Here is a 12,766-nt window from a genome sequence, read left to right as displayed (position 1 = left end):
TTCCCGGGTGCGCCAAAGGCTGATGATCGCTGCCGGGTCGGTTGTTGTGGCCGTCGGGCTCTTCTTCGCGTACCTGCGGATGGCCAGGGCGTTCCCGATCAACGGCGACGGCGCGAGCAACGCGCTGCAGGCCTGGGACATGTTCCACGGCAACCCGCTGCTGAAGGGCTGGGCCCTCTCCGACGTGTCGTTCTATCCGACGGAGCTGGTGCAGTACGGCATCGTCCAGTGGTTCACCGGCGTCACGGCCGATCAGGTGCACGTGACCGCGGCCATCACCTACACGATGATCGTCTTCCTGGCCGCCGCCCTGGCCAAGGGCCGCGCCACCGGCAAGGAGGCCTGGCTGCGGATCGGGGTGGCGGTCGCCGTCCTGCTGCTGCCCGTGCCCGGCACCGGGTACCAGACGCTGCTCTCCTCCCCCAACCACACGGGCTCCGCGGTCCCGCTGCTGCTGGCCTGGCTCGTGCTGGACCGCCTCAAGCACCGCGTGTGGACCCCGGTGCTGGTGGCGCTGCTGCTGGGCTGGGGCGCGATGGGCGACCCGCTCGTCACGTTCGTGGCCGCGGTGCCGCTGGCGGTCGTCTGCGGGTACCGCGCCCTGCGCTCCGGGGAGCGCCTCTACGAGCTCTCGCTGGTCGGCGCGGCCGTGGTCTCGGTGCTCATCTCCCGCGGCTTCCGGCACCTGCTGACCGCGCTCGGCGCGTTCGAGTCGCCGCACCCGCCGATCGAGCTGGCGCCGCTGTCGGACTGGCCGCACCGGGCGTGGATGACCGCCCGCATGGTCGGCGTGATCTTCGGGACCCACCGCCCCGGCTGGCACCCCGCGGCCTTCGAGATCTTCCTCTCCCTGCTCCACCTCATCGGGTTCCTGGTGGCCCTCGCCGCGTTCTTCGTCACGTTGGTACGGGCGGTGCGCGGCACGGCCGACCGCGTGGACTCGGTGATGATCGCGGCCATCACGTGCAACCTCGGCGCGGAGATCGTCTCCACCATCTCCGTCGACCTGATGGCGGCCCGCGAGATCGCGCCGGTCCTGCCCATGGCGGCCGCCCTGGCCGCGCGCTTCGCCGGACCGTGGCTTGCCTCCGACGGCGCGCAGGTCAAGATCCGGATCGGCCGCGGCGTCCTGGCCGGCGTGCTGGCGATCTTCGCGCTCACCGTGGTGATCTACTCCCCGCCGCGGGCCGAGCCGTCGGAGGCCCAGGAGGCGGCCGACTTCCTGCGCTCGCGGGGCCAGACCTACGGCCTGGGCGCCTACTGGGCCTCGAACAACATCACGGTGACGACGGAGAACAAGGTCGTGGTGGCCCCGGTGGTGGGCGCGGACGACCGGCTGGTCCCGTTCTGCTGGCAGTCGAAGACCGCGATGTACGACGCGGGCGCGCACGACGCCCGGTTCGTGGTGTTCGAGAAGGATCGCCCGTTCTACGGAACCCCGGAGCAGGCCGAAAAGATGTGGGGCGCCCCGGTCGAGCGGCACGACGTGGGAAAGTACGCCATCTTGCTGTACAACATCAATCTCTTGAACGGTTTTCCGCCCCACTGCGGTTAGCGTCGCGCCTATACGATCGCTGCCGTGCGGAAGTTCGTCGTCTGGGGTGACAACGCGCTCGCGCGCCGGTTGGTCGGCGAGCTGATCAATACGTACTCGGCCCAGGTGACCGTCATCGTGCCCGATCTGGCCGGTGGGCAGGCCCCCGAGATCGCCGAGATCTGCGCGGACGACGACCCGGAGACCCGGCCGGTGATGATCGCGGCGCGGAAGGTGACCCGGGCCGTGTTCGAGGCGGCCGACCTGACCGACGCCGACGCGATCGCGTTCGTCGACACCGACGACGTGGGCAACGTCGACGCGGCCCTGATCGCCCGCGAGGTCGACCCGACGGTCCGGGTCGTGCTGCGGATGTTCAACCTCCGCCTCGGGGCCGGCATCTCCGCCCGGCTCTCCAACTGCGCGGTGCTGTCGGCCTCGGAGATCGCCGCGCCGGCCTTCGTGGCCGCGGCCCTCGGCGACAGCAACCCGACCACCATCCGGCTCTCCGACGGCCAGCAACTGATGGCCCTCGATCGGAGCCTGGCCAACCCCAACGACATCCGCTGCGGGCTGGCCGACACCGCGCGCGGGGAGAGCCTTCCCGCCGATGCGACAACCGCCGATTTCGTACTGGCCAGTGTCTACGGCCGCCGCGACGTCGAACCCCGCCGCCGGCGCCGCCGCCACCCGATGCGGCTGTCCCGGCTGCTCATCGGCGGCGGCCTGCGGCGGATTCTGGTCGCGATCGTGGTGGTGCTGGCCCTGGGTACCGTCGCGGTGGCCGCCGTGCGGCACGTGGGCGTGTGGAAGGCGCTGTACCTCGCGGTGCTGACCGCGCTCGGCGGGGCCAACCCGCAGGAGAACACCACCGTGCTGTCCCAGGTGGTCGACGTGGCGCTGGTCGTCGTCGGGGTGGCCGTCATCCCGGCGATCACCGCCGCCGTCGTCGGCATCGTGGTCAAGGCCCGGCTGGCCATCGCGGCCGGCGGCCTGACCGAGCCCATCTCCGGCCACGTGATCGTGGTCGGCCTGGGCAACATCGGCACCCGGGTGCTGACCGAGCTCAACGACCTCGGCATCGACGTGGTCGCCGTGGACCGCGAGGAGCGCGCCCGCGGCGTCCAGGTCGGCCGCGACCTCGGGCTGCCGGTCATCATCGGCGACGCCACGAACCCGGACACGCTCACCGCCGCGTCCGTGGCCACCGCCCGCTGCCTGGTCGTGGTCACCACGGCCGACATCACCAACCTCGAGGCCGCCCTGCTCGGCCGCGACCTGGCCCGCCGGGCCGACCCCGACCTCAAGCTGCGCGTCGTGCTGCGGCTCTTCGAGGAGGAGTTCGCCCAGCGCGTCAAGACCGCGTTCGACATCAATCTCTCCCGCAGCGTCTCGTACCTCGCCGCGCCCGCCTTCGCCGCCTCGATGGTCGGCAGCGAGGTCATCGACACCATCCCCGTCGGCCGCCGGGTGCTGCTGGTCGCCGAGGTCCCGGTCGGGGCGGGATCGCAGCTGGAGGGCCAGTACTTCCGCGGCGTCAGCGAGCCCGGCCTGGTCCGCCTGGTCGCCGTGCAGACCGGCCGGGCCGGGCTCGGCGTCGGCGTGCAGACGTTCTGGGCCCCGGAGCAAAACCGCTGGCGCACGCTCGACCGCACGCACACGATGGTCGTGGTCGCGACCCGGGCCGGCCTCGTCGCGCTGCTCGAACGCGCGGCCGGGGTCGAGAACCCGCCACCCTTCAACCCACCGGCGGCTCCGCCGCTGCTCACGCCGCAACCCCGCTAGACCCTTCCTACTCCCACGGGGGAAAACGTGTACCTCAGAGGCCTCCTGGCCGCAGTCACGGCCGGGACCGCGCTCGTCGCGCTCCCGGCCCACGCCGCATCCGCCGCCCCGACCACCCCGCACCCGATCGTCTTCCTGGGCAACGACCTCTACGAGGGCCTGCTCATCGGCGAGCGCGACACCGGCAACTACCTGACCGAGATCGACGGCCTGAACCACCCGCGCGCGGTCACGGCCGCCCCGAACGGCGCCGTGTACGTCGCCAACCACGGCGGCACGACGGTCACCGTGCTCGACGCCGGCGGCGCCCTGACCGGCACCGTGAGCGGGCTGAACAAGCCGTACGCGCTCGCCGTCGCCCCGGACGGCCGGAAGGTGTTCGTGGCCGACGACGGCGACACCGTCCTGGCCGCCGTGGACACCGCGACCCGCCAGGTCACCGCCCGGCTCACGCTGCCCGCCAAGGCCCGCGCGCTGGCCGTCAGCCCGGACGGCACCCGGGTCTACGCGCCGCTCACCGACTCCGACCAGCTGGCGGTGGTCGACGCGGCCGCCCTGACCCAGACCGCCCTCGTCACGGTCGGCGACGAGCCGTCCGCGGTCGCGGTGGCCCCCGACGGCCGCCGCGCCTACGTGCCCAACCGGGCCGGCAACACCGTCTCGGTCGTCGACACCGCGACGAACGCGGTCACCGCGACGGTGCCGGTCGGCACCCATCCGGCGGGCGCGGCGGTCACGCCTGACGGCCGTACCGTCTACGTCGCCAACAACGGCTCCAAGTCGGTCGCGCTCATCGACACCGCGACCGCCGCGGTCCGCCGCTTCATCACCGTCGGCGACGCCCCGTCCGGGGTCTCGATCACGCCGGACGGCAAGCTGGCCCAGATCACCTCGGACCAGGACCGGCTCGACGTCGTCGACACGGCCACCGGCGCGGTCAGCACCTACGGGATGGCGTACCCGGTGACGAGCCTGGCCTACTCCGCGGCGGTCCCGCCCGCGCCGACGGCCTCCCTGAGCGTCACCGGCGTCACGTACCAGGACCTGGCCATCACCGCCGAGGGGTACACCTCGCGACCGGGCTGGGAGTCGCCGCTGACGTTCGTCTTCGACTTCGGCGACGGCACCGCCCCGGTGACCGACACCGTCGGGACCGTGCAGCACACCTACGCCCGCACCGGGAACTACACCGTCACGCTGACCGTCACCGACAAGTTCGGGCAGAGCGCGACGACGACCAAGCCGGCCTCCGTCCACCGGCTGCTGGCCCGCGAGATGCTCATGACCGGGGGCAACAACAAGTACGTCGTGGTCGACGCCCTGAACCTGCAGGGCACCGGCACCGACGGCGGCCCGGCGTTCGACGTGCTCGAGATCGACGCGACCACCATCGCCCTGCGGTCCGGCGGCTTCTACGTCAACGTGCTCGCCGACGGCACGCTGCTCGCGAACATGACCCAGCTGACCCCGGCCTCCTACTTCCGCCAGACCGCCAACGCGGACGGCTCGTTCAGCCTGACCTCGCTGGCGACCGGCAAGTACGTGTCGAGCAACTTCGGCGGCCGCCCGCTCAGCGCCGACCGCACCTCGATCGGCCCGTGGGAGAAGTTCCACCGCGTGGAGTGGTTCAACGCCGGCAACTCCCTGCGCGCCAACGCCAACAACCGCTACGTGACGGCCGACAACGGCGGCAACTCCCCGCTCATCGCCAACCGCACCCAGCTCGGCACCTGGGAGCGCTTCGACATCGTCGACGCCGGCGACGGGTACGTGGCCCTCTACTCCCACGCCGACTACCGCTTCGTGACGGCCGACAACGGGGGCAACTCCCCGCTGATCGCCAACCGCACCGACATCGGCCCCTGGGAGAAGTTCACCATGACCGCCGCCCCGACCGGCGGCGTGACGTTCCGCGCCCTCGCCAACGGCAAGTACGTGACGGCCGACAACGGCGGCAACTCCCCGCTCATCGCCAACCGCACCACCGCCGGCACCTGGGAGACCTTCTACAACGCCCAGTGAGTGGCACGTTTCCGGGATTTGGCCAGACCGCCGGATCCCTAACGTTGTCGTCAACAGGGCAAACAATGATCCAGGGGGCTTTCAGATGAGCGACTTCGACGGCGGGTACGACGGCGGCGACTCCGGCCACGACGTTGACTACGGCCACTACTCGGCGGGTCAGGAGCACGAGGGTCTGGACCAGTTGCACCAGGCGCAGGGTTCGGAGTACGACGCGCAGTCGCAGTTCGGTGTGTACGAGAACGACCACCACGCCGCGGAGTCGACGGATTTCTCGACGGGTTCGCATGTGGAGTACGACCAGCCGGCGGCGGTGCACTACGAGGCGGACAACTACACGAACTACAGCCACGACGCGTCGGAGGATGACCACGTCTTCGCCGCGGAGGGCAGCGAGTCTTCGCATTCGGCGGAGTTCGGTGAGCTGGACGCGTTGTCGCAGCGGTTTGATGGCGCGTTCGCGGAGGGCACCCAGTTCCACGCCGGTGAGGGCCAGTTCGGCGTCGCCGCCAACTGACGCTTACGGCACACGGCCGGCCACCCCACCACGGGGCGGCCGGCCGTTCCGCGTTTGCGTTCAGACCGCCGTCAGGATGGTGGGGCCGTCGTCGGTGATGGCGATGGTGTGTTCCCAGTGGGCGGCCCGCGAGCCGTCCACTGTGGAGACCGTCCAGCCGTCGCGCATCAGGCGGTGGCGGTCCGACCCGCTCTCCACGACCATCGGCTCGATGGCCAGGGCCATGCCCGCGCGCAGGGGGAGGCCGCGGCCCGGGCGGCCCTCGTTCGGGACGTGGGGGTCCTCGTGCATGGCGGTGCCGACGCCGTGGCCGCCGTACCCGGTGGGCTGGCCGTAACCCGCCGCTCGGCAGACCGACTGGACGGCGTGGGAGATGTCGCCGAGGCGGTTGCCGGGGAGCGCGGCGGCGATGCCGGCGTCGAGGGCCTGTTTGCAGACGTCCGAGAGGCGCTGGGCGGGCTCGTCGATGGTGCCGATGCCGACCGTCAGCGCGGAGTCGCCGTGGTAGCCGTCGATGTGGGCGCCGAAGTCGATGGAGAGCAGGTCGCCGTCGGCGAGGGGGCGGGTGTCGGGGATGCCGTGGACGATCGCGTCGTTCACCGAGAGGCAGAGCACCGCCGGGTACGGGATCGGCGCGAACGACGGGTGGTAGTGCAGGAACGAGGACTTGGCGCCCTTCTCGACCAGCAGCTGGCGGGCCAGGTCGTCGAGGTCCTGGAGGGTGACGCCCGGGGCCGCGGCCGCGCGTACGGCCTGCAGGATCTGGGCGACCACGCGGCCGGCCTCGCGCATCGTGGCGAGTTCCGCCGCACTCTTCACCAACACCATGCCGAATATTGTAATACCAGGATTATCATCGTGGGCATGGTGCGCAACCCGCTGACCGATGACGAGCGGCACCGGGGACTGGTGCTGGGCCGGCTGCTGCAGCAGGCGCGCGGGGCGCGCAGCGCGGCGGCGGTCGCCTTCGAGGCCGGCATCTCGCTCGACACGCTGCGCAAGATCGAGCGCGGGGCCATCGCGACGCCCGCGTTCTTCACGGTCGCGGCGCTCGCGCGGGTGCTCGGGCTCGACCTGACCGCGCTCGGCGAGGCGCTGGCGGAGGAGCGGCCGCAGACGAACAGCCGCGTCGCGTAACCGCGCAGCACGGTGGCCCTGTGGGAGCGCGAGGAGGCGCTGGCCGAGCTCGCCGGCCTGCACCGGCAGGGCGGGCGGATCGCGCTCGTCGCGGGTGAGGCCGGGATCGGCAAGTCCAGCCTGGTACGCGCATTCGCCGAAACCCGCCGCGAGCCGGTCTGGACGGGCCTGTGCGACCCGCTCGTCACCCCGCGGCCGCTCGGGCCCTGGCACGACATTGCGCGACAGGCCGGCGGCGCGCTGCGGGAGGCCCTGGCCGGCCGGCGGCCGCCGCTGCCCGCGCTGCTCGACGCGCTCGAGCGGCCCGGCGCCCGGCCGGTACTCGTCATCGAGGACCTCCACTGGGCCGACGCCGCCACCCTCGACCTGCTCGTCTCGCTCGCGCGGCGGATCGAACGCGTCCGCGCGCTGCTGGTGCTGACGTACCGCGACGACGAGGCACCCGATCACCCGCTGCACGCCGCGCTGGCCGCGTTTCCGCGCGATGTCCTACGGCGGGTATCGCTACCGCGCCTCTCCGAGGCGTGCGTCGCCGCGCACGCGGGGCGGGACTGGACGGCGGTCTATGCGCTCACGGGCGGCAACCCGCTACTCGTCACGGAAGCGCTGGCCGGGAGGCAGGCTGGAGCGGTACAACATCTGATCTTGAATCGTCTGGCGAGCCTGCCGAAAAACGCGCGCGACCTGGCCGAACTCGCCGCCGTCCTGCAGCGCCTCGACGTGCGCGGCGACGGTCCGGAATCGGCGCTCGTGGATCGGTGCGTGGCGGCGGGCGTGCTCGTCGCGGCCGAGGGCGGGGCCGAGTTCCGGCACGAACTGCTGCGCCGGGCCGTCGAGGACGCGCTGCCACCGGGGCGACGTCGCGCGCTGCACCTGCGCGCGGTCCGGCGGCTCGCGGCCCGGCCCGGCGTCGACCCGGCCCGCCTCGCCCACCACGCCAGATTCTCCGAAGATCCAGAACTGCGGCTCTCGTACTCCCTGATGGCCGCCGAATCCGCCGCCCACCAGGGCGCCCATCGCGAGGCCGCGGCGCACTACCGGGATCTGGTCGAGCTCGGCGCCGGCGCGGACGTCCTGGAGGAGTACGCGTTCCAGGCCTACCTGGCCGGCCTGGCCGACGAGGCCCTCACCGCGCGGGAGCGCGCCGCCACCCTGCGCCGGGCCGCGGGCGACTGGGAACGCGCGGGCGCGAACGAGCGCTGGATCTCGCGCGTGGCCTGGTGGAGCGGCGACACAGCCCTGGCCCGCCGCGCGGTCGCGGCCGCGGTGGAAACGTTGCGCGCGGGGCCGCCGGGGCGAGAGCTCGCGATGGCGTACAGCACCCGCGCCCAGCTCCACATGCTCGCCTACGAACACGAGGCGGCCATCGAGTGGGGCACCCGCGCGGCGGAGCTGGCCGAACGCCTGGGCGACCGCGAGACCGAGCTGCACGCCGCGGTCAACGTCGCGACGGCCCGCCTCGGCCTGGAGGAAACAACCGCCGGACCCGGGCACGACGCCGCAGCGGCCGGGCCCGATGACGCGACCACCGGGCACGACGCGACCGCGCGTCTCGGCCGCGAGGAAACGACGGCCGGACTCGGGCACGACGACGCGACGGCCGGGCGCGGACGTGTGGACGAGATGGCAGGTAGCGGGCGCGACGACGCGGCGGCCGGGCGCGAACGTGTGGACGAGATGGCAGATCGCGGGCGCGACGACGCGGCGGCCGGGCGCGAACGTGTGGACGAGATGGCAGATCGCGAGCGCGACGACGCGGCGGCCGGGCACGGACGCGACGACGCCACGGCCCTACGCGGGCACGACGCCGCGGCGGCCGGGCGACGACGTGTGGACGCGACGGCGGGGCGCGGCCGTGACGACGCGGCGGCGGGGCGCGGGCGCGACGACGCGGCGGGCGGGCGCGGGCGCGTGGACGCCGCGGCCGAGCTGGTCCGCGTGCATGAGCGCGCGGCCGCCGCCGGGTACGTCGATCACGCCGCCCGTGCCCTGGTCAACCGCGCGGCGATGGACCTGTGGCTCGGCGACGACGTCGCGGCGACGCTGACCGCGATCGCGACGGCGTTCGCGTACGCGGATCGGCATGAGTTGGACGGTTACCGTCAGTACCTGCTGGGCGTCCGCGCGACCGTGCGCGTCGAGGCCGGCGACTGGGACGGTGCACTGGCCGATGCGGACGAGTCCCTGTCGTACCCGAGCCGGGGTGGGGTGGGGCCGCTGCCCGCGTACGTCGCGCGCGGACGCGTGCAGTCCGGCCGCGGCGACCCGGAGGCGGAGGAGACCCTGGATCGCGCCCTCGCGGTGGCGCTGGCGACCGAGGAACTGCAGCGCATCGGGCCGGTGGCGATCGCCCGCGCCGAGCATTTCCTGTTCGCGGGCGACCCCGACCGAGCGGCCGATGAGGCGAGGCGGGGGCTGGAGCTGGCGGTGGCGGTCGGGCACCGAAGGTACACCCGGGAGCTGGCTTTTCGCCTTTGGCGTGCAGGCGGTGAACCGTCCGCTGTGGACGGCCCGCGCGGCGACCCGGCGACCGGAGCCGCGCGGGGGCGCCGTGCCGGGGACGCGCGAAGGCGGCCGGCTGCGGGCGGGGCGATCGAGGACTCGGCGGCGGACGCGCGCGGGCGCCGTGCCGGGGACGCGCGGAAGCGGCCGGCTATGGGCGGGGCGATCGAGCACTCGGCGGCGGGGCGCCGTGGTGTGGACGAGGCGGCCGTCGATTCAGTGGCCGGGAATGCGCGGGTGCGGTCCACTGTGGACGGGGCGTTCGGGGCGTTGATGGCCGGGGACTGGCGCGCGGCGGCGGACGCGTGGGGGCGTGGTGGGCGGCGGCTGACGCGGGTGCATGCGCTCGCGCTCGGGGACGCGACGTCGGCTGGGGAGGCGCTGGCTGAGCTGGAGGTTCTCGGGGCCCGGCGCGCGGCCGCGTGGGTGCGCGCGGATCTGCGCCGGCGCGGGGTCGTGGGCGTGCCGCGCGGGCCGCGCCCCGCCACGGCCGCGAACGCCGCCGGGCTGACCGGGCGGCAGGCGGAGGTGCTGCGGCTGCTGGCCGACGGGCGGTCCAACGCCGAGATCGCCGCCGCGCTCACGCTGTCCGAGAAGACCGTGCAGCACCATGTGTCGGCGATCCTGGGCAAGCTGTCCGCGACGTCGCGCACCCAGGCCGCCGCGACCGCGCGGCGACTCGGGCTCGTCTGACCGCTGCACGTCGCGCACCGTCGGCGGCGCGACCGCGCGGCGGGTCGGGTGGGTGTTGCGTGCTGTGGGTGGGCGCGGCCGCGCGGCGGGTCGGGTGGGTGTTGCGTGCTGTGGGTGGGCGCGGCCGCGCGGCGGGTCGGGTGGGTGTTGCGTGCTGTGGGTGGCCGCGGCCGCGCGGCGGGTCGGGTGGGTGTTGCGTGCTGTGGGTGGCCGCGGCCGCGCGGCGGGTCGGGTGGGTGTTGCGTGCTGTGGGTGGCCGCGGCCGCGCGGCGGGTCGGGCGGGCGTTGCGCGTTGTGGGTGGGCGCGACAGCGCGGCGGGTCGGGCGGGCGTTGCGTGCTGTGGGTGGGCGCGGCCGCGCGGCGGGTCGGGCGGGCGTTGCGTGCTGTGGGTGGGCGCGGCCGCGCGGCGGGTCGGGCGGGCGTTGCGCGCTGTGGGTGGGCGCGGCCGCGCGGCGGGTCGGGCTAGTTTGACCTTCATGATTCGCACCGGCGCCGTTGATGTGGACTATCCCGAATCGGGCGGGGGACGGGCCGCGCTCGTGGTCGGGGCGCTGCCCGGGTTCGTTGTTGCCGAGGAGCACGTCGCGTGGCTCGACACCGTTGAGCCCTATGTGCCCGGCGAGTTCTACCGGCGTGAGCTGCCCGCCATCCGGGCCGTGCTCGCCGGGGTGGCGGCCGTTGAGCTGCTCATCGTGGACGGGTACGTCGATCTCGATCCGGACGGGCGGCCCGGGCTCGGGGCCCACGTGCACGAGGCGCTCGGCATCCCCGTCATCGGCGTGGCCAAGACGTCCTTTCGCTCCGCGACGCACGCGGTGCCGGTGCTGCGCGGCGTTGCCACGAAACCGCTGTTCGTGACCGCCGTCGGGGTTTCGCGCGCGGAGGCGGCGGCGTACGTGCTCGGCATGAGCGGGGCATACCGGATGCCCGAGGCGCTGCGGCGGGTCGACGCGTTGGCGCGTGGGCGGGGGCATTGAAAAATTTCAAACTGTTAAGGACCTTAAGAGCACTTGCGGGCGCATCGATGACGTTGTACGTTCCCTCCACAACGCTTAACTTTGTTAACAGTTAGCGTCACGTCCGTAGTGCTCGTGGAGGGGTCCATGAAACGCAGAACCTTGATCCCCCTCGCGCTGACCGCCGCCGCCACCCTTGGTGCGACGACCCTCGGCGTGATCAACGCGCAGACCGCCAGTGCCGCGTTGACCAGCAACTGGTACGCCTCGGCGCCGTACCTGATGCCGTTCGACAACAGCCCGCCCGACGCCGTCGCGGTCATGAACGCGACCGGGCAGAAGGCGTTCCAGCTGGCGTTCATTCTCGCGCCCAACGGCGGTGGCTGTACCCCGACGTGGGACGGCACCCGCGCGGTCTCCTCCGACACCGAGGCGGCCAACCTGATCTCGCGCATCCGTGCGGCCGGCGGCGACGTGAGCGTCTCCATCGGCGGGTACGGCGGCACCAAGCTCGGCCAGACCTGCGGCACCCCGGCCGCGACCGCCGCCGCCTACCAGCAGGTGGTCACGAAGTACGGCCTCAAGGCGATCGACTTCGACCTCGAGGAGCCGGAGTACGAGAACGCCGCGGCCGTGCACAACGAGCTCGGTGCGGCGCAGATCCTGCAGCAGAACAACCCCGGCCTGTACGTCTCGGTCACCACGGCCGGCACCGCTTCCGGCACGGGCTGGTTCGGCACCGAGATGCTCAAGGACGCCAAGAGCCTGGGCTTCACGCCGAACAACTACTCGATCATGCCGTTCGACGGCGGCTTCAACGGCGCGTCCGCGCAGACCGCGGCGGCCGAGGCGTTCCACGGCATCCTGATGAACACGTTCGGCTGGGACAGCGCCACGGCGTACGCGCACGAGGGCGTGTCGCTCATGAACGGGCGCAGCGACGCCGGTGAGTACTTCCGGCAGGCCGACTTCGAGACGGTGCTGAACTACGCGACGTCGCACCACCTGGCCCGGTTCACGTACTGGTCGGTCAACCGCGACCGGCAGTGCGCCGACCCGAACCAGTCGACCACGTCGGGCACCTGCAGCAGCGTGCCGCAGACCGCGTGGGAGTTCACGAAGTACACGGCCCGGTTCGCCGGCGCCACGCCGCCCACCACCAACCCGACCACCGGCGGCCCGCCGCCCACCACGCCCGGCGGCGGCACGTGCACCGCGGCGGCCTGGAACTCGGGTACGGCGTACACCGGCGGCGCGCTCGTGTCGTACAACGGCCACACCTGGAAGGCCGCGTGGTGGACGCAGGGCGAGACGCCCGGCTCCGCCAGCGTCTGGGTCGACCAGGGCGCGTGCGGCGGCGGTGGCGGCACCACGCAGCCCCCGACCTGCCCGGCCGCCTGGAACTCGGGCACCGCGTACAGCGGCGGCGCGACGGTCTCCTACGGCGGGCACAAGTGGACCGCCAAGTGGTGGACCCAGGGCGACATCCCGGGCAACAACTCGCAGGCCGTCTGGACCGACAACGGCGCCTGCTGAGGCCACACCGCAAGTTTGAGGCCGCCGCCCGAAGGGTCATCGGGCGGCGGCCTCGCCGTTTGCCTCACCTGTCCGGCGCGGGC

Annotated in this window: 9 protein-coding genes; 8 read left to right on the top strand and 1 reads right to left on the bottom strand. The window is 73.1% G+C overall.

The window, feature by feature from the left end:
* Positions 1-7 precede the first annotated feature (7 nt).
* The 4 genes from ACQPZ4_RS04120 (at position 8) to ACQPZ4_RS04105 (ending at position 5,858) form a co-directional block, all read left to right on the top strand.
* Positions 8-1,555: a hypothetical protein gene (locus tag ACQPZ4_RS04120; protein ID WP_433056273.1), complete on the top strand. Its 1,548-nt coding sequence runs from the start codon at positions 8-10 to the stop codon at positions 1,553-1,555.
* 24 nt (positions 1,556-1,579) lie between these two features.
* On the top strand, positions 1,580-3,319 hold the full coding sequence (locus tag ACQPZ4_RS04115) for a potassium channel family protein (protein WP_433056271.1): 1,740 nt from the start codon (positions 1,580-1,582) through the stop codon (positions 3,317-3,319).
* A 27-nt stretch (positions 3,320-3,346) separates the two neighbouring features.
* A complete protein-coding gene (locus ACQPZ4_RS04110) occupies positions 3,347-5,341 on the top strand; it encodes a PKD domain-containing protein (protein WP_433056269.1) in 1,995 nt (664 codons plus the stop codon).
* Positions 5,342-5,426: 85 nt separating this feature from the next.
* Positions 5,427-5,858: a hypothetical protein gene (locus tag ACQPZ4_RS04105; protein WP_433056267.1), complete on the top strand. Its 432-nt coding sequence runs from the start codon at positions 5,427-5,429 to the stop codon at positions 5,856-5,858.
* Positions 5,859-5,918: 60 nt separating this feature from the next.
* On the opposite strand, the gene map is transcribed toward ACQPZ4_RS04105, so the two are convergent.
* Positions 5,919-6,686, bottom strand: a complete 768-nt coding sequence (gene map, locus ACQPZ4_RS04100) for a type I methionyl aminopeptidase (RefSeq protein WP_433056265.1) — start codon at positions 6,684-6,686, stop codon at positions 5,919-5,921.
* A gap of 36 nt (positions 6,687-6,722) precedes the next feature.
* On the opposite strand from map, the gene ACQPZ4_RS04095 reads away from it, so the two are divergent.
* The 4 genes from ACQPZ4_RS04095 to ACQPZ4_RS04080 all read left to right on the top strand — a co-directional run bounded on the left by ACQPZ4_RS04095 (position 6,723) and on the right by ACQPZ4_RS04080 (position 12,683).
* Positions 6,723-6,995, top strand: coding sequence for a helix-turn-helix domain-containing protein (locus tag ACQPZ4_RS04095; protein WP_433056263.1), 273 nt, complete (start codon positions 6,723-6,725; stop codon positions 6,993-6,995).
* A gap of 12 nt (positions 6,996-7,007) precedes the next feature.
* Positions 7,008-10,190 (top strand): helix-turn-helix transcriptional regulator, encoded by a 3,183-nt coding sequence (locus tag ACQPZ4_RS04090; RefSeq protein ID WP_433056261.1) that lies wholly within the window; start codon positions 7,008-7,010, stop codon positions 10,188-10,190.
* A 477-nt stretch (positions 10,191-10,667) separates the two neighbouring features.
* Complete coding sequence (locus ACQPZ4_RS04085; protein ID WP_433056259.1) at positions 10,668-11,168, top strand: endonuclease V; 501 nt, start codon at positions 10,668-10,670, stop codon at positions 11,166-11,168.
* A 126-nt stretch (positions 11,169-11,294) separates the two neighbouring features.
* Positions 11,295-12,683, top strand: coding sequence for a chitinase (locus tag ACQPZ4_RS04080; RefSeq protein ID WP_433056257.1), 1,389 nt, complete (start codon positions 11,295-11,297; stop codon positions 12,681-12,683).
* Positions 12,684-12,766 lie beyond the last annotated feature (83 nt).

This window comes from Dactylosporangium sp. CS-033363 (assembly GCF_050942475.1).
In the GTDB taxonomy this organism is placed as follows: Bacteria; Actinomycetota; Actinomycetes; order Mycobacteriales; family Micromonosporaceae; genus Dactylosporangium.
This window is presented reverse-complemented; position numbering and strand designations above follow the sequence as displayed.

Excerpts from the sequence above, each read along its gene's own strand:
- ACQPZ4_RS04105 (WP_433056267.1), top strand. The coding sequence starts at position 5,427 with ATGAGCGACTTCGACGGCGGGTACGACGGCGGCGACTCCGGCCACGAC.
- map (WP_433056265.1), bottom strand. The coding sequence starts at position 6,686 with ATGGTGTTGGTGAAGAGTGCGGCGGAACTCGCCACGATGCGCGAGGCC.
- ACQPZ4_RS04095 (WP_433056263.1), top strand. The coding sequence starts at position 6,723 with ATGGTGCGCAACCCGCTGACCGATGACGAGCGGCACCGGGGACTGGTG.
- ACQPZ4_RS04085 (WP_433056259.1), top strand. The coding sequence starts at position 10,668 with ATGATTCGCACCGGCGCCGTTGATGTGGACTATCCCGAATCGGGCGGG.
- ACQPZ4_RS04080 (WP_433056257.1), top strand. The coding sequence starts at position 11,295 with ATGAAACGCAGAACCTTGATCCCCCTCGCGCTGACCGCCGCCGCCACC.